The following is an 18,700-nucleotide window of genomic DNA, read 5'->3' on the forward strand; positions in this document are numbered from 1 at the left end:
CATGGAGATATGACATCCCATGTCCTCCAGTCAATGACGGCTGCCATGCCCGACGTCGAACACGTCCTGGCGGTCCGCGGCACCGGCGGCTACCGGCAATACAGGATCCCCGCCCTCGCCGTCTCGCGGCAGGGCACGCTGCTGGCCGCCTACGACGGCCGCCCCAACCTCGATGACCTGCCCAACCCGATCGACCTCCTGCTCCGGCGCAGCACGGACAACGGCCGGACCTGGGGCGGACAGCAGGTAGTGAGGACGGGTGGCGGCCTCAACGGCTACGGCGATCCGAGCCTCCTGGTGGACGTCGAAACCGGCCGGATCTTCATGTTCCACGCCGCCGGAACGCACGCCGGATTCTTCGAAGCGGCGGCCGGGATGGAGCCCGATGACGACGTCCAGCACTGCGACCTCAGCTACTCGGACGACGACGGCCTGACCTGGCAGCACCGCAGGATCACCGCCCAGCTCAAGATCCGCCAGCCGGCTCACCCGCGTGGGCCCAGTGCGGGCGAGCCGGACATCACCGGGATCTTCGCGGCGGCGGGGCAGGGCATCCAGATCCACACCGGCCCTTACCGCGGCCGGCTGGTCCAGCAGTTTGTGGTCCTTGCCGGCGGCGAGATCATGGCCGCTTCTGCGTACAGCGACGACCACGGCGACACCTGGACGCTCGGCGAGCTCATCGGCGCCCGGACGCACGGCCACGCCCCCAACGAAAACAAGGTTGCCGCCCTCCAGGACGGCCGGCTCCTGCTGCACAGCCGCGGCACCCCGCGCCGCCTTGCCGCAATATCGGACGACGGCGGGGCCACCTGGAGCGCCCTGCGTCCGGTCGAGGACCTCCCGGACCCGGGTGACAACGGCTCGCTGGTACGCTTCGACGGCCTGCCGTCCCTGGCTTTCCCCGCCGGCGACGCCACCGGCCCGTGGCTGCTGGCCACCAACAACCAGGACACGGCACTGCGGCGGAACACGGTGATCAGCCTGTCCACCGATAACGGAACCAACTGGCCGGCCAAGCTGGTCCTGTGCCCGGGGAGCTCGGCCTATTCAACGGCCGCCCGGCTCCCCGACGGCAACATCGGCGTACTCTACGAGCGCCAGGGCTACCGGGAAATCGTGTTTGCCTCGGTGCCCGCGGAACAACTCACCGCACAGCTCACCGCCAGCCCTGCTGCCGCCGCTGGTGCAGCTGGTGCAGCTGGTGCAGCTGACGCTAGCGCTTCGCCCGCATCCGACGCCGATGCGAGGGCTCCGGAGGACGGTGCCGGCCTGGTCTTCGACATGGAACTCCGCTCCATCACCCCTGGCCGCCCGAGGGTCTGGCAGAACGCCGGCGAGTTCCACGTCCTGCAGCCCGGCGGCGGGGACTGGGGCGTGCACACCTGGAAGGAAATCGGCCAGGGCTATTCGGCCGAGGCTGCGCAGGTCATCGGCACCCGGGAGGCGCAGGACCTGAACTACGGCCGCATCATTCCCGGCTACAAGGCCGGGGACATCTTGGCCTTCACCGGCAGGGCACGCAACGACGGAGCCTCGCCGGCGACGGCCGTCCGGCTGTCCGGTCCCGGCTCGGATGCCTTCCCCGCGGCGGATCTTGGCCCCGGGCAAGAGGCGCTCTATTTCACGCCCGGGTACACCGTCACAGAGGCGGATGTGGCGCGCGGCCGCGCGGACGTGGTCTTTGAAGTCGTCGGCGAGCGCGGCGGCACTGCCGAGCGCCGGCGTCGTGCGTTCAGTTTTAACACCCGGACCGGCGGCGTCAGTACACCCGAGTGAGAGAGCGTCCGGGGAAACTGGCGCTTGACGTGAACCTGTGATGACGCTTACAGTCGACATACGAGCTCGGACGTCCTACATCCGATAAACCTTCTGGAATGGCGAGGCCCTCATGAACAACATCACCAAGAACCTGCCGCTGGTCAATGACGCCAGCCGCCGGAACTTCCTCAAGCTGACCGGTGCCATGGGTGCCGCTGCAGCCTTCACCACCACCCTCGCCGCATGTGGCAGCCCGGCAGCCACCACCACCGGCAGCTCCGCGGGCGCCGGGGCAATCAACAAGGACCTCACCATCGAAGCGGGCATCTCCTACGCCCTCTCCACGGGCTTCGATCCGCTGAGCTCCTCAGGCGCCACGCCGATGGCCGCCAACCTGCACATCTTCGAAGGCCTCATCGAACTGCACCCGGCCACCCGCCAGCCCTACAACGCCCTGGCCGCGGCGGACCCCAAGAAGGTCAACGACACCACCTACCAGGTGACCATCCGCGAAGGCGCCAAGTTCCACGACGGCACCCCTGTCACCACCGAAGACGTGGCCTTCTCCTTCACCCGCGTGATGGATCCGGCGAACAAGTCCCTGTTCTCGCAGTTCATCCCGTTCATCCAGGACGTCAAGCCCCTGGACGCGAAGACGGTTGAGTTCACCCTCAAGTACGCCTTCCCCGGCTTCGGCCCCCGCATCTCCGTGGTCAAGGTTGTCCCCAAGGCCTTGGCCACGGACCTCAAGGCCTTCGACGCCAAGCCCGTCGGCACCGGCCCCTATAAGCTCATCTCCGCCGCCAAGGACGACAAGATCGTCTTCGAAGCGTTCGCGGACTACAACGGCCCCAAGCCGGCACTGGCCAAGGGCATGACCTGGCTCCTGCTCTCCGACGCCGCCGCCCGCGTCACCGCCGTCCAGTCGGGCCGTGTCCAGGCCATCGAGGACGTCCCCTACCTGGACATCGACGGCCTCAAGTCCAAGGTCAAGGTTGAATCCGTCCAGTCCTTCGGTCTGATGTTCCTCATGTTCAACTGCAACAAGGCCCCGTTCAACAACAAGCTGGTCCGCCAGGCCCTCCACTACGGCCTGGACAAGGAAGCCGTCATCAAGAAGGCCCTGTTCGGCAACGCCAAGCCCGCCAGCTCCTACTTCCAGGAAGGCCACCCGGACTACGTCAAGGCCAAGAACGTGTACGGCTACGACGCTGCGAAGGCCGCGGACCTCCTGAAGGAAGCCGGCGTAACGAGCCTCGAGTTCGAGCTGCTCACCACGGACACCGCCTGGGTCAAGGACGTAGCCCCGCTGATCCTCGAATCCTGGAACAAGATCCCGGGCGTGAAGGTCTCCGTCAAGAGCATCCAGTCCGGCGCCCTGTACACCGACCGCGTCGGCGCCGGCGACTACACGGTCGTCGCAGCCCCCGGCGACCCGTCTGTCTTCGGCAACGACGCTGACCTGCTCCTGAGCTGGTTCTACTCGGGCGCCACCTGGATGGAAAAGCGCGCCTACTGGACCGCCCCGGAACGCGCCAAGCTGCAGGAACTGATGAACAAGGGCTCGCAGGCCGCTGCAGCAGACGCCAAGAAGATCACCGGCGAAATCGTGGACCTCGTCTCCGAGGAACTTCCCCTGTACCCGATCTTCCACCGCCAGCTGCCCTCCGCCTGGGACGACAAGAAGCTCAACGGCTTCAAGCCGCTGCCCACCACCGGCATGTCGTTCATCGACGTCGGACGCACCGCCTAACCAAGGCACTGCGTTGCGAGGCCTGCTCTGCGCCCTCATCCCCGGGAGCCCTAGAGCAGGCCTCGCAACATTTTGAAACTGCAGCACCCAAACAAACCGGAGAACAAATTGGTCACGATATTGCGTCTGCTTGGCCGCAGACTCGCAGCACTGCCATTGATGATCCTGGGCATTACCCTGCTCGTCTTCCTCGTCCTGCAGGCCGCACCTGGCGACCAGGCAAGCTCCGCCCTCGGCGACGGTGCGTCCGAAGAAGCGAAGCAGCAGTACCGCCAGGAAAACGGCCTGAACGACCCGCTGGTGATCCAGTACTTCAGCTTCCTCGGCAAGCTGCTGCAGTTGGACCTCGGCGTCACCACGCCGCCGGCCAAGTCGGTGGCCTCCATGATCGGCTCCGCGTTCCCCCTGACGCTGCAGCTGACGTTCCTGGGCGTGCTGATCGCCATCGTCCTGTCCCTGACCTTCGGCATCCTCGGCGCCCTCTACCGGGACAAATGGCAGGACCAGCTGGTCCGCGTTTTCTCGATCGCCGCGATCGCCACGCCGTCGTTCTGGCTCGGCATCCTGCTGATCCAGTGGTTCGCCCTCGGCGCCAGCCCCCTGTTCCCCTCCGGGGGAATCGCGACGCCGGAATCCGGCTTCGGCGGCTGGCTGAACTCGATGGCACTCCCGGCCCTGGCCCTCGGCATCCCGGTCTCCGCCTCGCTGATCCGCGTGGTCCGAACCTCGATGGTGGAGGAGCTGGACCGCGACTACGTCCGCACCGCCATCGGCAACGGTGTCCCGTACCACGAAGTAGTCTCCAAGAACGTCCTCCGCAACGCCCTGGTGACTCCGGTGACCGTGCTGGGACTGCGCGTGGGCTACCTGCTCGGCGGCGCCGTCGTGATTGAAATGATCTTCGCCCTCCCCGGAATGGGCCAGCTGATCCTCAACGGCATCACCAACCTGGACGTCAACCTGGTCCAGGGCGTGGTGCTCACCATCTCGGTCACCTTCGTTCTGGTGAACATCGTGGTGGACCTCCTGTACCTGCTCATAAACCCCCGAATCAGGACGGTATAGCTCATGCGTAGCAAGCTTGCTGAACGGCTGAGTGCCCCGGGCCTCCGTTTCAAGGCCCTGCCTTGGGGCTCCCGCATCGCCCTCCTCTTCCTCATCATGATCGTCCTCTCGGCCGTATTCGCGCCGGTCATCGCGCCGCACGATCCGCTGGAGACCTTCATCCCCGCCACCCCGCCGGGCGCCGAGCACTTCTTCGGCACCGACCGGCTGGGCCGCGACATCTTCTCTCGCCTGCTCTTCGGCGCCCAGTCCTCCCTGATGATCGGCCTCGGCGCCGTCATCCTGGCCATCCTGGCCGGCGCCCTGCTAGGCTCCTTCGCCGCGACGTCCAGCAAGGCCGTCAACGAACTGATCATGCGCCTGATGGACATCCTGATGGCGTTCCCGGGCATCGCCCTGGCCGCAGTGCTGCTGGCCGCGTTCGGCAACTCGGTTCCCACCATCATCATCGCGATCGCCATCATCTACACCCCGCAGCTGGCCCGCGTGGTCCGCGCCAACGTGCTCTCCCAGTACGGCGAAGACTACGTCCGCGCCGAGCGTGTGATCGGCGCAGGCCGCTTCTACATCCTGCTCAAGCACATCGTCCGCAACACCGCCGCCCCCGTGCTGGTGTTCGCCACGGTGATGGTGGCTGACGCCATCATCCTCGAAGCCTCGTTGTCCTTCCTCGGCGCCGGCGTCCAGGACCCCGCACCGTCGTGGGGCAACGTGATCTCCTACGGCCGCAACCTGGTCCTGTCCGGCGGCTGGTGGGCCACCACCTTCGCCGGTGTGACCATCCTGCTCACCGTTCTCTCGCTGAACATCCTCGCCGAGGGCCTCACCGACGCCATGGTGAACCCGAAACTGCGCAAGGCACCTGTAGTAAAGGACGACGACGGTTCGGCAGCTGTTGTTGCCGGCGCAGCCGTGGGTGCCGGCGTCGACACTCAGATCGCCACGTCAGTGGCCCAACCGTCGGTAGTGGAAGAGCATGAGCTCGACGGCGTCCGCGCCGCCTACGGCGACGTCCTCACCGAGGAGCACTACAACGAGGCAGCCATCCTCTCCGATCCGAAGCTGGCCGCGGCGAACCCGCACCTGCTGCTGGACAAGGAACTGGAACTGCTCTCCGCCATCGAGGCCACGCGCACCGACCGCCTCCCCCAGGTACCGGCCGGCGCACGCAACGTCCTGGAGGTCAAGAATCTGTCCATCCGCTTCCCGGGCCGCTTCGGCGACACCGCGATTGTGGACAACGTCTCCTTCACGGTCCGCGAAGGCGAAGCCATGGGCCTGGTGGGCGAATCCGGCTGCGGCAAGTCCATCACGTCCCTCGCGGTCATGGGCCTGCTGCCCAAAACCGCCCAGGTCACCGGTTCCATCAAGTTCGACGGCAAGGAACTGCTGGATCCGGCCACCAGCCACAGCAGCATCAAGGCCTACGAAGGCCTGCGCGGCCAGCAGATCGCTATGGTCTACCAAGACGCCCTGAGCTCCCTGAACCCGTCCATGAAGATCAAGGACCAGATGGAGCAGCTGACCAAGCGCGGAGGCCGCAAGACCCCCACCGAGCTGCTGGAACTGGTCAAGCTCGATCCCGTCCGGACGCTCGCCAGCTACCCGCACGAGCTCTCCGGCGGCCAGCGCCAGCGCGTCCTGATCGCCATGGCACTGTCCCGTTCGCCGAAGATCGTGGTTGCCGATGAGCCCACCACCGCCCTGGACGTCACCGTCCAGAAACAGGTAGTGGACCTGCTCAACGAACTGCGCGAACAGCTCGGCTTCGCCATGGTCTTCGTCAGCCACGACCTCGCCCTGGTGGCCTCCCTGGCCCACCGCATCACGGTGATGTACGCCGGCCAGGTGGTGGAATCCGCACAGGCTTCGGAGCTGCTGCAGAACCCCAAGCACGAGTACACCCGCGGCCTGCTCGGCGCTGTCCTCTCCATCGAGGCCGACGCCGTGCGCTTGCACCAGATCCCCGGCACCGTCCCGTCCCCGCGCGACTTCGCCCCGGGCGACCGCTTCGCCCCGCGTTCACTGCGATCCGACGCCGACCCCGACCAGCAGCTGGTCCTGACGTCAGTAGGAGCCGCCAACGGCGGGGACGCTGACCACTACTGGGCGAGCCACCTGAAGGAGGATGCAAAATGAGCATTTCAACCGGCAAGCCGGTCATCGAGCTCAAGGACGTCAAGGTCTACCACCACGCACGTGGCGGCGGGCTCTTCCGCCCGAACATCGTCAAGGCGGTCGACGGCGTCGACTTCAGCATCAGCCGCGGCGAAACCGTGGGCATCGTGGGTGAGTCCGGCTGCGGCAAGTCCACGCTCGCGTCCGTGCTCGTGGGACTGCAGCCGCCGACGTCGGGCGAGGTCCTGTTCCACGGCAAGCCCGCCATCAAGCGGAACGCCGCCCTCCGCAAGGAATTCGGCCGGTCCGTGTCCGTGGTTTTCCAGGACCCGGCCACGGCGCTGAACCCGCGCATGACCGTCCAGGACATCCTCACGGACCCGCTGCAGATCCACGGCATCGGCAACGCAGCAACACGCGCGGCGAAGGTCAAGGAACTGCTGGCCCTGGTGGGCCTGCCGCAGTCCGCGGCCGAGGTCACGCCGTCTCAGGTTTCCGGTGGCCAGCGCCAGCGTGTGGCGATCGCCCGCGCCCTGGCCCTGGACCCGGACATCATTGTGGCGGACGAGCCGACGTCGGCCCTGGACGTTTCCGTCCGCGCCCAGGTGCTCAACCTGCTCTCGGACCTGAAGACCCAGCTGAACCTCGGCATGGTGTTCATCTCGCATGACATCCAGACCGTCCGCTACGTCTCGGACCGCATCTGCGTTATGTACTTCGGCAAGATCGTCGAGCAGGGCACCGCCACCCAGGTCTTCGACAGCCCTACCAACGACTACACCAAGAAGCTCCTGGGCGCCGCCCCGAGCCTGCTCCACATCTAGCTTTCCCGCCGCAAATTTTCGTCTAACCATCAATATTTGGAGAACTCTGTGACCACCGTCGCTTCCCGCTTCCAGGGCGTCATTCCGCCCGTCGTAACCCCCCGCACCGCCGAAGGCGCCATCGACGTACCGTCGCTGGAAAACGTCACCAAGCACCTGCTCGACGGCGGCGTCAGCGGCCTGTTTGTGCTGGGTTCCTCCGGCGAGGTCACGCACATGACCAACACCGAGCGCGACCTCGTCGTGCAGACCGTGGCAGGCGTAAACGCCGGCCAGGTGCCGGTCATCGTGGGCGCCGTAGAACAGACCACCAACCGCGTCATCGAAGAAGCCAAGCGCGTCATCGCGCTGGGCGCCGACTCGATCGTGGCCACCAGCCTGTACTACGCCATCTCCAACGCCCAGGAGAACAACACCCACTTCCGCTCCATCGCCGCCGCCGTCGACGTTCCCGTCTTCGCCTACGACGTGCCGGTGCGCACCCACTTCAAGCTGCCCACCGACCTTCTGGTCGAGCTGGGCCGCGAGGGCGTCATTGCCGGGGTAAAGGACTCCTCCGGCGACGACGTCTCGTTCCGCCAGCTGCTCATCGCAGCCAAGGAGATCCCCAACTTCGACATCTTCACCGGCCACGAAGTGGTTGTGGACGGCGCCCTCCTGGGCGGCGCCCAGGGTGTTGTTCCGGGCCTCGGCAACGTTGACCCGGCCGGCTACCGCCGCCTCTACGACGCCGCTGTGGCCGGCGACTGGGCCAAGGCCGCCGCCGAGCAGGACCGCCTCGCCGATGTCTTCGAAATCGTCAACACGCCCAAGGCCGGCCGCATGTCCGGCAACGCCGCGGGCCTGGGCGCCTTCAAGACCGCCCTGCAGCTCATGGGCATCATCAAGACGAACGTCATGAGCGCCCCCATGCTCTCCCTGGACGAAGGCGAGACCGCAGCGGTCAAGGTCATCCTCGAACGCAACGGCCTGATCTAGGTCCTCCTCGGCTGGGGCGCTGGGCATGCTCCTTTTGCCGGCTGCTGCGCTCGTTCCTCACGCAACAACGCAGCCTACGCAAAAGAAACATGTCCAGCGCTGCTTCCGTGATCAACCAGACCCCGGTGATCGAGCCTGTCGAGATCCCTTGTTAGGAAGAAAATAATGTACGCGATCGGTGTTGACCTTGGGGGTACTAAGACTGCTGCCGGGGTTGTTTCCGGGGACGGGGAGGTCTTGTTTTCGGAGACTATTCCGACTCTGAACCGGGATGGTGGGGACGCCATTTTGGACGCTACTGCGGCGCTGGTTTCTTCTCTTATGTCGCGGGCTCAGGCAGCGGGCCTGGACGTTGTGGGGGTTGGTGTTGGTTCGGCCGGGGTCATTGACGCCGCTCATGGTGTTGTGGTGTCCGCTACCGATGCGATCCTCGGGTGGGCCGGGACGGAGCTGACCGCAGGGTTGGCCGCCCGGCTTGGCCTGGCGCCGGAGGCTGTGCAGGCGGTGAACGATGTCCATGCGCACGCCCTGGGCGAGTCGTGGACGGGTTCCGCCGCGGGAACCGCAAGCTCGCTCCTGGTGGCCTTCGGCACCGGCGTCGGCGGCAGTTTTGTGCTGGCCGGGCACCCGGTCCTTGGTCACCGCTACGCGGGCGGGCACGTGGGCCACTTCGCGTCCCCATATGCGTTCCATGAGGGTCAGGCTTTGCCCTGCGTCTGCGGCGGGGCCGGGCATGTTGAGGCCATCGCCTCCGGGCCCGCCATCCGCGAGGCGTACGTGCGTCTGGGCGGCCAGGAGCCGGCGCTGGACGCCCGCGGTGTCTTTGCCCTCGCCGGCGCCAGCGATGCCATAGCCATCCAGGCGGTGGGGATGGGCGCCTCTGCCGCCGGCCAGGCCGTGGGCGGACTCGCCAACATCCTGGACCCCGAAGTGGTGGTGGTTTCCGGCGGGCTCTCCGACGCCGGCGCGCCCTGGTGGCGTCCCATGGAACGCGCCCTGCGCGCCGAACTCCTGCCCGCGCTGCTCGGCCTCCCCATCCTTCCCGCTAAACTCGGCAACGCGGCAGCAATGGTGGGCGCCGCGCGCCTGGTGCTCAACGCAGACTCTTATTCCACGCCGCCACATATCCAGAGGAACCGACCGTGATTCTGACCCCCGAAGCCCTCGAAGCCCTGCGCGGGCAACTCATCGTCTCCTGCCAGGCGTATCCGGGCGAGCCCCTGCGGGACCCGCGCACCACGGCGCAGATGGCCGCTTCCGCAGTGATCGGCGGCGCCTCCGCCGTCCGTGTCCAAGGCCTGGCCGATGTGCAGTTCACCCGTGCAGCGGTGGAGGTTCCGGTGATCGGGCTCTGGAAGGATGGTCACGACGGCGTCTTCATCACTCCCACACTCCGGCACGCTTTGGCGGTGGCCAACGCGGGCGCCCACGTGGTGGCGATCGACGGCACGCGCCGGGAGCGTCCGGACGGCCTGACCCTGGCCCAGACGGTGGCGGGCATCCACCAGGATTCCCACGCGCTGGTGATGGCGGACTGCGGCTCGTTCGACGACGCTGCCGCCGCGGTCGAGACCGGAGCCGACCTGATCGGCACCACCTTGTCCGGTTACTCTGGCGAGCGCCCCAAGACGCACGGCCCCGACCTGGAACTGCTGAAGCAGATCGCCGCCGCCGGCTTCGGCGTGCCGCTCATCGCCGAAGGCCGCCTCCACTCCCCCGCCCAGGCCCGCCAGTGCCTCGACGCCGGCGCGTTCGCCGTCGTCGTCGGTACCGCGATCACGCACCCGGCCACCATCACCGGCTGGTTCACAGAGGCCCTGAAGTGACTCCGCCGCCGGAACGAGCACAGCCGGAACGAGCACATCCGGAACAAACACAGCCCACCGCGGCCGGGTCCGGGAACTACCTGCTGGCCGGCACAGTCCTGACCGACGGTTCGGTCCAGAACGACGCGGTTGTGGCGGTCGCGGACGGCCGCATCGCCTATGTGGGGCCCCGCGCTGGCCTGGCTGAGGCGTCGCTGCCCGGCCTTGAAGAACTCGAACTTCCACCGGGGAGCATGATTCTGCCCGGCCTCGTGGACCTGCACTGCCATGGGGCGGTGGGCGGCGACTTCCCCAGCGGCGACAGCGGGGCTGCCAGGACCGCCGTTGACTTCCTGCACCGCAGCGGCACCACCACGCTGCTCGCAAGCACGGTGACCGCGTCCCGCGAGGACCTGCTGCGTGGCTTGGAAACCCTGCGGCTGCTCGCCGATGAAGGGCTCATCGCGGGCATCCATTCCGAGGGGCCGTTCCTGTCCCACGCTCGCTGCGGCGCACAGGATCCGCGGTACCTGCGTGAGCCGGACCTCGCTCTGCTGGGCGACCTGCTGGCCGCGGCCGGCGGCCACCTGCGGACCATGACCTACGCGCCTGAACTTCCCGGCGCCGACGCCGTGGTGCGTATGCTCGCCGAACACGGCGTCACGCCGTCGTTGGGCCATACTGACGCGGACGCGCGGACGACGGCGGCCTCCCTCACCGAGGCGGCGGAGCTTTTGGCGGCATCCGGCCTGGGGACCGTATCGCGCCCCACCATCACACATCTCTTCAACGGCATGCCGCCGCTGCACCACCGCAGCCCCGGACCCGTCGCCGCGTGCCTCCGGCTGGCCGGGGCCGGCACGATCGCCGTCGAACTCATCGCCGACGGCGCGCACCTGGACCCTGAAACGGTTCGGATGGTCTTCGAGCTGGTGGGGGCGGACAATGTGGTCCTGGTGACCGACTCCATGGCCGCCACCGGGCTGCCGGACGGGGACTACGAGCTTGGCCCCGCCGCCGTCTCCGTCAGCGGTGCCGTGGCCCGGCTCAGCAACGGCACCCTCGCCGGCGGGACGGCCACCCTGCTGGACGTTGTGCGGCGGACCATTGACGCCGGCGTGGAGCCGGCTGCCGCTGTTCTGTCAGCCACCGCAGTTCCGGCGGCCATCATCGGCCAGTCGCAGGAATTCGGAAGCCTGCGCGCGGGCCTGCGTGCCGACGTCGTGGTGGCGGACCGGAACTTCCGCCGCGTCCTGGTCCTGCGCGAGGGGCGCACCCTGGGCCGCCCCGCCGTCGGGGTTTAGCAACGGCTCTGGCCGCCTGACACTCCGTGGTGACGAGGGCCCGGCGGAGAGTGCAAAGGCGAGCGTGTTCAATGTTTACCTATGGGACACGGCAGGGCGGGCTCCCGGTCAAAAATTTCGCAATCGCACACCCGCCGCGCTGCCTGGTTGGGCAAACGACCAATGCCGTTTTCGCGAGCGGCGGCTAGCGTCTATAGGGCATGTGGCTCAGGTCACCCGCCGCCCAGCGTTGAACCTGACGGTCCGCCTATCGAAAGCCTCGTCACCATGAACACGGACACACAGCTGTCAAAAACACTCAAGCCGCGGCATCTCTCCATGATCGCGATCGCCGGCGTCATTGGCGCCGGGCTGTTCGTTGGCTCAGGAGCAGCGATTCAGCAAGCAGGCCCAGGCATCCTCCTGGCTTACGCGGCAGCCGGGCTCGTGGTCATCCTGGTCATGCGGATGCTCGGCGAAATGGCCGCAGCCAATCCGGAAACCGGGTCCTTTTCCGCTTACGCCGACAAAGCGCTGGGACGCTGGGCGGGGTTCAGCATCGGTTGGCTGTATGCCTGGTTCTGGATCATCGTCCTGGGAATCGAGGCGACCGCCGGCGCAGCAATTATGCACCGCTGGGTGCCGGGCATCGACCAATGGGTGTGGGCGCTGCTGCTCATGGTCCTTCTGACGCTGACCAACCTTGGCTCGGTGAAGTCCTATGGTGAATTCGAGTTCTGGTTCGCTTCTATCAAAGTGACGGCCATCGTGCTTTTCCTGCTGTTCGGCATTGCCGCCATCCTCGGCCTTGTTCCCGGGGTTCCCGCCCCGGGAGTCAGTAACCTGCTTGAAAACGGCGGGTTCTTCCCGAACGGTCCAGGCGCCGTGCTGGCCGGCATTCTGGTGGTGGTGTTCTCCTTCTTCGGGGCCGAGATCGCCACGATCGCCGCCGGCGAGTCCGAAAATCCCGTTGACGCGGTCAAGAAGGCCGTCAAGTCCACCGTATGGCGCATCCTGGTCTTCTACATCGGGTCCATCGCCATCGTCGTAACCCTGCTGCCCTGGAACTCCGCCAACGTGGCCAAGAGCCCGTATGTGGCCGTCATTGAGCTGTTCGGCATTCCGGGTGCGGGAACCATTATGGACATCGTCGTGCTGACATCGGTCCTGTCTTGCCTGAATTCCGGCCTCTACACCGCCAGCCGCATGCTGTTCTCCCTCTCCCAGCGAGGAGATGCCCCGAAGTCCTGGACCAAGATCTCCAAGCGCGGTGTTCCGGCGGCCGCCGTGCTGTCATCCACCGTGGTCGGGTTCATCACGGTGGGACTGAACTATGTTGCCCCGGAAACGGTATTTCTTTTCCTGGTCAATACCTCGGGCGCCATCGCACTCTTCGTGTGGCTGGTCATCGCCACCTCACAGCTGATCCTGCGCCGCCGTATGGGCGCAGCCGCAAAGGACCTCGCCATGAAGATGTGGCTTTACCCGTACCTGACGTGGCTCGCAATCGCCAGCATCGTCGCCCTGCTCATCGGCATGCTGATCCTGGACGCAACCCGCGAATCGCTGCTGCTCTCCATGGCACTCGCCGCTGTCGTCGTCGGCATTGCCGTATTCCGATACCGGAAGAACCTCAGCCCACATCAGCCCAACGACGTGAACGAAGCCGAAGACGCGTCCTTGCGCACTCCCGCCCTGTAGGCGGCAACTGCGCCAATCGACGGATAAGTGGCACCGTCGATTTCCGAAGCATCGGCACTGGCGCGCACGCTTGCAGGGGCGGACAATTGGAGCACCTTGCAGTGACTGTTTGGAGCCATCATGCGCCGTTCCACTGGCTGGCTAAGACACCACAGGCTTTTGGCATTCTTTGTCCTGACTTACGCGATTTCCTGGGCATCGTGGCCCGCTTATGCGTCAGGACTGATCCCGCGCATGGAATTCCTGCCGATAGGCCCGCTGGCTGCGGCAATCATCGTCATCGCCCTGGCCGAGGGCCGCCCTGGCTTCCGCGACTGGGGCCGGCGCCTCATCCGGTGGCGCGTCGGGTGGGTCTGGTACGCCGTCGCGCTTCTCCTCCCTGTCGTCCTTGTCCTCGTGACGGGGCTCATCACCATGGCACTCGGGGCCTCCGCTCCGGGCCTCGCACAGCTGACGTGGAGCGGGCTGCTGACCGTCTTCGCCGTCCGGCTGGTCAATCCGATGGACGGACCACTGGGCGAAGAACCCGGATTCCGCGGCTACGCCCTCCCGCTGCTTCAGGCCTCCCGTCCGCCGCTGCTGTCCGCAGCCATTCTCGGCGTCCTCGTGGCCCTGTGGCACCTGCCGCTGGTCCTCTTTGGCGGGCTCAGCCTGATCGGCCTGCCGACGACGTTCGCCATCACCTTCCTCTACGTGTGGCTTTTCAACCGCACAGGCGGCAGCGTCCTGCTGACGCTCCTGTTCCACAACAGCCAGGGCACCTTCACGACGGGTTCCTTCGGCTTCACCGGCGCCGGCGCCGGCGCCGACCGCGCGGAGCTGATCTACTTCGGCGTCGTCGTCCTCGCGGTTCTGGCCACTGTGGCGCTGGACCGCCGGGCCTGGCGCAAGGCACCCCGCCCGGCCACCGCCGTCGGGCGTTTCTCCTTCAGGAGGCGTCCGATGTAAACGACGGCGGGCGCGCGCATCCCACCAAGTCAGGAGGAAAAATGGCCCCACCATTAGCTAAGGCTGCCGGCCCTATCGCTCTGGTGTCCGGCGTCGTCTTCGCTGCTGTGGACGTGGCCCGTCTACTCACTGCCGACCGGAGCCTCGACCGGATCGAAATGATGCGGCAGACGCCCTTCATAGTCGCCAATGCCCTGTACTGGGTGGTGTTCATTGGGCTTGTCCTCGCACTGGTGTCTGTCTACTTCAGGCTCGGCGGCCGGGCGCGAGGACTGGGCGCCGTTGCATTCTGCTTCGCGCTCGTCGGCACCCTGGACATGGCCGGCAACATGTGGTTTGACGGCTTCGCCGGCCCCTGGATTGCCGACGTCGCCCCCGGCGCGATCCTTGCCGGCGGGTCTGGAATGCTGGTGATCGGCGGGTTCTCCAGTTATGTTCTGTTCGCCGTCGGCTGGGTGGTCTTTGGCATCGCTGGCTGGCGTTCACACATGTTTCCCGTGTGGCTTGGCCTGCTGTTCGTTGTCGCAGGACTCCTTGGCTACAACGCCGGACTGCCGCCGTACGGGATCCCCATCGGCCTGGTCATGGCAGCACTGGGATGGTGGATCATCCGCACAGGCGCCCCGGCCACGCCTCCCCGCGGAGTGACAACGCGCCCGCGGTCTTAGGCGCGTTCCCGGTAGTCGTGCAAGGTCCGGTCCTGAACAGAATCTGACGGATGAGAAGCCAGCAGAACCCCCGGGACGTACCTGAAATGACCTCCCACAGGTCACGCCGTAGCCTTGTGGCATGGGGAAGTTCGGTCGGTTTTGGTTTATTGGGATGTCCGCGGTGTTGGCCGGATGCTCGGTCGAGCCCGCGTCGATTGCCGAATCTGAGCGTCAGGGCGGGCTTCCTCCGGATGCGATCACCGCGAAGCCAGGCTCTTCTGCTCAGAGTCCCTTATATCCGTTCCCTCAGGCAGGCTGGCTCGATGCCGGCGCGAAATTCGCTGTCGTCCTGGGTGGCAGCTCAAGCTGTCCGGCTTTCCCGTCTTCAATCGAGGTGGTCGATGCCCATCACCTGACGCTGGGTATCGACACCCGCGGTGGACCGAACTGCACCGCAGACCTGGCTCCGCGCACTTACATCATCAGGACCCCAAATGAGGTGGACGTCTCGCGGGAGGTAACGCTCCAATATGGGAAAACGACTGTCGTTCTGCCGCCACTCTAGGTGGACCCGGTTCCCAGCCGAGGGAGGACCTGCCCGAGGCATTCCCGCCGCATCGCGCTAGACTTTCGATCATGACCGGTGCCACTGCCCGTCTTCTGGCTTGGCTCGTCGCCCTGACGATGCTCCTCACTGCGTGCGCGCCCGCGATCGGCTTTGACGAGACCGTCACGGATCGACCGAGCCCGAGCTCCTCGGCCCGGCCGGCCGCTGGCGACGTCGCCCCCGCCCCTCAGCGGACCCAGGACGCCACGCCGACGCCCACCCCCGCTCCTGCTCAGCTTCCCACGCCAACCGCGGCGCCCCAGGCGTTTGCCCTCAACCTCTACCAGGAGGGGGACTTCGTGCCGCAGTACACCTTCGACTGGTGTGTTGCGGCGAGCATCCAGATGACGCACAACCTCATCGATGACACCGGGGGCGGCACGTGGGCCGATCGCGCTCAGCAGGGCGACCTGTGGGAGAAGGCCCGGGCACGTTCGTCCAACTCGTTCAACGGCGCTAACCCGCTCGGATGGGCGGAGGTGCTGACCGACGTCGGGATGGGACCATACGCCGTCGTCAGCATCGCCGACTACGGGGACGCGCTGCAAACGGCGGCGCGCGCCATCACCGAAACGGGCCGGCCGGTCGGGCTGGTCATGTGGAGTGGTCGCCACGCGTGGGTGATGAGCGGGTTTGAGTCGCTCGGCGATCCCGGCCAGTTCACGGAGTTCTCGGTCACCGGCATCCGCGTCCTGGATCCGCTCTACCCGCACGGCAGCGGGCAGTGGGGTCCGTCGCCCGCGCCCAACAGCCTGCTCACCCCCGAGCAGCTGGCGACGCAGTTCGTGGTCCGCGAGCCGCGACGCTGGAGCAGCGATCTGCCGGCCGGCTACCTGCTGGTGCTGCCGCAGGCCGGGGCCTGACCAGGCCTTTGTGCCCTGGGATTACTTCAACCTGGGCCGAAGGCTAGCAGGAACGGGCAGCGCGCCTAGCCTCCGTCACTGCCGTTGGCGATGTTCTTGGGCGGGGCCGCACGTTTCAGCTCAGCAATGCGGAGCCGATCAGTCTGCCGTCGCGATTCGCCGGCCGCGCTTTTGAGGCCGGCCGTTCTTCAGGTTCCTCCCTGGGCGTAGGCTCGGCCCATGCATAGCGTCCGAGCTGGTTCGAGTGATTCCGTTGGGGGTGGTGACTCCGCACCGATTTACAGAGTTCGGCTCTGGACCCCGCCGCCAGCGTCGCATTTCGCCTGGTACGTGGATGAATGGGATGTCACTGACGCCGAGCAGGTCACGGACGTCATCGAATGGGGGGCGAAGAACGCAGACGGTCACCCATTCGAGGTTTTCCTTCGCTGGGAGGACCACCATTTCACGAGAGACGGACGGCCGGAGCCATACTCGCGTTACACGCTGATTTACGGACAGCCGGCCGAGAATGCAACCACAATCGAAATTGTCTACACGGAGTCGAATTAGATAAGGCGCGGACCTCTGGGAGTAATACGCAGGAGACAACGGAAAGAGCAGAGGAGCCCCGTTACGGGACGGCACTCTCAAGACATAGGTACAGCTGCGGTCACCCCCCGGTCTATAGGCTGGGACTGACCAATCAGAGTGAGGGAGCCACCGGCCATGAGTCCCCTGTTTAAGACCACCGCTGCATATCCGAATGCCTTAATGCTCCTGATAACCGAAGACGACCCCAATGTTCCGGACATCGACGGAATAGCCAACATTTGGCAAAGCGAGAGCACGCTCGCCCTTGCCGTCCAACACGACGTAGACGGTGACGTTGAACTCCGAATCACTCACGAGGCCCCGTCTTCGTCCAAGATGATCCTGCTTTTCGATGGCATCCTGGTTGGGCCCCCGTTAGCAGTCCAGCGTTTATGCGATAGCTAATTGGTTTTCTTGCGTCCAGTTTTCCCAGTAGCGTTTCGGCGTCATGCCGTCCAGGGATCCGTGGGGCCGTTCATGATTGTAGATAGCTTTCCATTCCTCTGCCAAATACTTCGCTTCGGCCATGGTGTCCATGATTTCTCCGGAGAGTTGTTCCCTTCTGAATTGGGCGTTGAAGGATTCGATGAAGCCGTTCTGCCAGGGTGATCCCGGGTCTATGAATGCGGTGTCGACGCCGGCGGTGTTGCACCACTCGAGCAGTGCCGCGGCGGTGAATTCCGGTCCGTTGTCACACCTGACGTAGGCCGGGGCGGTGCCGGTTTCGGCGATGATGTTCTCCAGCACCGCGACGACGTCGGTGGCTTTGAACGACCGGCGCGGGATGATCGCCAGCGCGGTGCGGGTGTATTCGTCGATGACGTTGAAGAACCGGATGTGCCGGCCGCAGGAGGTCACGTCGGACTGGAAGTCGAAGCTGACCACGTGCATCGGGTACTCGGCTGTGAGCCGCTTCTGCTCCCCGGCGCCGGGCCCGGCGCGGCGCTTCTTCCGCGCCCTGGGTTTACAGGCCAGGCCTTCGTCGCGCCAGAGCCGGCGGATCCGCTTCCTGTTCAGCGCCACGCCGTCCCACTCTGGCTGGGCCAGCAGGTGCCAGCGGGCCTTCCGCCAGCCCCAGGAGGGGTGCTTCCCGGCGACGGCGCGCAGGGCAGCCCGGAGCTGGGCTTCCTCGAAGCCCATCTCGGGTTTCTTCTTGCGGAAAGCGGACCGGTTCTGGCCCAGAACCGCGCAGGCGAAGCGTTCGGACGCCCCGAACTTCTCCACCGCCATGCGCACGGCACGGCGGCGGGGTTCGGGGCTCAGAATTTTCCCTTGGCCACCTCGTTGAGGATGTCGATAGCCAGTTCCTTCTCCGCCAGCAGCCGCTTAAGCCGGGCGTTCTCCTTCTCCAGCTCCCTGGTCCGCTTGGACGCCTCGGCGTTCTTCTCGGAGCCGTACTGGTTCAACCACCGGTACCAGGTCGCCTCAGTGACCTGGAGCTCCTTGATGACCTCGACCATCGGTCGTCCGTCGTTGAGCATTTTCTGGCCCTGCCGGACTTTGGCGATGACCTGCTCGGGGGTGTGTCTGCGTGCCATGATTCGTGAATTTCCTCCTGTGTCCATTCTCGGACACGAAACTCACACAAACACTGGACTTCTACCTGGGGACCCAACCAATCCTTCCGACGGGCCGCAGGCTTGTTGAGATTGAGACTGTCTATTTGGACCGCATCGCCGGCATCAGGACACTCACAGGGGGACTTCCGGTTCGTATTTGGGGTGACGATCCCCGGCAGCCTGAACACGTTGTGATCGAATGCCTTGGACTG

At 65.9% G+C, this 18,700-nt stretch carries 16 protein-coding genes; 14 read left to right on the forward strand and 2 right to left on the reverse strand.

Features of this window, described 5'->3' with window-relative positions:
- Positions 1-9: 9 nt before the first annotated feature.
- The 14 genes from MUN23_RS07460 (at position 10) to MUN23_RS07525 (ending at position 16,356) form a co-directional block, all read left to right on the forward strand.
- A complete protein-coding gene (locus tag MUN23_RS07460; protein ID WP_248763233.1) occupies positions 10-1,779 on the forward strand; it encodes an exo-alpha-sialidase in 1,770 nt (589 codons plus the stop codon).
- A 112-nt stretch (positions 1,780-1,891) separates the two neighbouring features.
- Complete coding sequence (locus tag MUN23_RS07465; protein ID WP_248763234.1) at positions 1,892-3,514, forward strand: ABC transporter substrate-binding protein; 1,623 nt, start codon at positions 1,892-1,894, stop codon at positions 3,512-3,514.
- Positions 3,515-3,622: 108 nt separating this feature from the next.
- A complete protein-coding gene (locus MUN23_RS07470; RefSeq protein WP_256468709.1) occupies positions 3,623-4,579 on the forward strand; it encodes an ABC transporter permease in 957 nt (318 codons plus the stop codon).
- A 3-nt stretch (positions 4,580-4,582) separates the two neighbouring features.
- Positions 4,583-6,718 carry a dipeptide/oligopeptide/nickel ABC transporter permease/ATP-binding protein gene (locus tag MUN23_RS07475; protein ID WP_248763236.1) on the forward strand — a complete coding sequence of 712 codons (2,136 nt, stop codon included), beginning with the start codon at positions 4,583-4,585 and terminating at the stop codon, positions 6,716-6,718.
- Positions 6,715-7,521 (forward strand): ATP-binding cassette domain-containing protein, encoded by an 807-nt coding sequence (locus MUN23_RS07480; protein ID WP_248763237.1) that lies wholly within the window; start codon positions 6,715-6,717, stop codon positions 7,519-7,521. The genes MUN23_RS07475 and MUN23_RS07480 overlap by 4 nt, the downstream gene beginning before the upstream one ends.
- A gap of 48 nt (positions 7,522-7,569) precedes the next feature.
- The gene (locus MUN23_RS07485; protein ID WP_248763238.1) at positions 7,570-8,499 is read left to right on the forward strand and encodes a dihydrodipicolinate synthase family protein; all 930 of its coding nucleotides are present in this window, start codon (positions 7,570-7,572) and stop codon (positions 8,497-8,499) included.
- Between the two features lie 165 nt (positions 8,500-8,664).
- On the forward strand, positions 8,665-9,645 hold the full coding sequence (locus MUN23_RS07490) for an ROK family protein (RefSeq protein ID WP_248763239.1): 981 nt from the start codon (positions 8,665-8,667) through the stop codon (positions 9,643-9,645).
- A complete protein-coding gene (locus MUN23_RS07495; protein WP_248763240.1) occupies positions 9,642-10,325 on the forward strand; it encodes an N-acetylmannosamine-6-phosphate 2-epimerase in 684 nt (227 codons plus the stop codon). Before MUN23_RS07490 ends, MUN23_RS07495 begins: the two co-directional genes overlap by 4 nt.
- The gene (nagA, locus tag MUN23_RS07500) at positions 10,322-11,608 is read left to right on the forward strand and encodes an N-acetylglucosamine-6-phosphate deacetylase (RefSeq protein ID WP_371875991.1); all 1,287 of its coding nucleotides are present in this window, start codon (positions 10,322-10,324) and stop codon (positions 11,606-11,608) included. Before MUN23_RS07495 ends, nagA begins: the two co-directional genes overlap by 4 nt.
- 267 nt (positions 11,609-11,875) lie before the next feature.
- Positions 11,876-13,288 (forward strand): amino acid permease, encoded by a 1,413-nt coding sequence (locus tag MUN23_RS07505; RefSeq protein WP_248763241.1) that lies wholly within the window; start codon positions 11,876-11,878, stop codon positions 13,286-13,288.
- Positions 13,289-13,408: 120 nt separating this feature from the next.
- The gene (locus MUN23_RS07510) at positions 13,409-14,236 is read left to right on the forward strand and encodes a CPBP family intramembrane glutamic endopeptidase (protein WP_248763242.1); all 828 of its coding nucleotides are present in this window, start codon (positions 13,409-13,411) and stop codon (positions 14,234-14,236) included.
- A gap of 41 nt (positions 14,237-14,277) precedes the next feature.
- Positions 14,278-14,904, forward strand: coding sequence for a hypothetical protein (locus tag MUN23_RS07515; RefSeq protein ID WP_248763243.1), 627 nt, complete (start codon positions 14,278-14,280; stop codon positions 14,902-14,904).
- A gap of 121 nt (positions 14,905-15,025) precedes the next feature.
- Positions 15,026-15,451, forward strand: a complete 426-nt coding sequence (locus MUN23_RS07520) for a hypothetical protein (protein ID WP_248763244.1) — start codon at positions 15,026-15,028, stop codon at positions 15,449-15,451.
- A 71-nt stretch (positions 15,452-15,522) separates the two neighbouring features.
- Positions 15,523-16,356, forward strand: a complete 834-nt coding sequence (locus MUN23_RS07525) for a hypothetical protein (RefSeq protein ID WP_248763245.1) — start codon at positions 15,523-15,525, stop codon at positions 16,354-16,356.
- Between the two features lie 750 nt (positions 16,357-17,106).
- Here MUN23_RS07525 and MUN23_RS07530 read toward each other — a convergent pair.
- On the reverse strand, positions 17,107-17,244 hold the full coding sequence (locus MUN23_RS07530; RefSeq protein ID WP_248763246.1) for a hypothetical protein: 138 nt from the start codon (positions 17,242-17,244) through the stop codon (positions 17,107-17,109).
- 75 nt (positions 17,245-17,319) lie between these two features.
- Positions 17,320-18,467 (reverse strand): IS3 family transposase gene (locus MUN23_RS07535; protein WP_248762336.1). Its coding sequence is split into 2 segments (ribosomal slippage): positions 17,320-18,194 and positions 18,194-18,467, totalling 1,149 coding nucleotides; the frame shifts between segments, so codons are not numbered across the junction.
- Between the last annotated feature and the right edge of the window lie 233 nt (positions 18,468-18,700).

The sequence above is a fragment of the Pseudarthrobacter sp. SSS035 genome (genome assembly GCF_023273875.1).
In the GTDB taxonomy this organism is placed as follows: domain Bacteria; phylum Actinomycetota; class Actinomycetes; order Actinomycetales; family Micrococcaceae; genus Arthrobacter.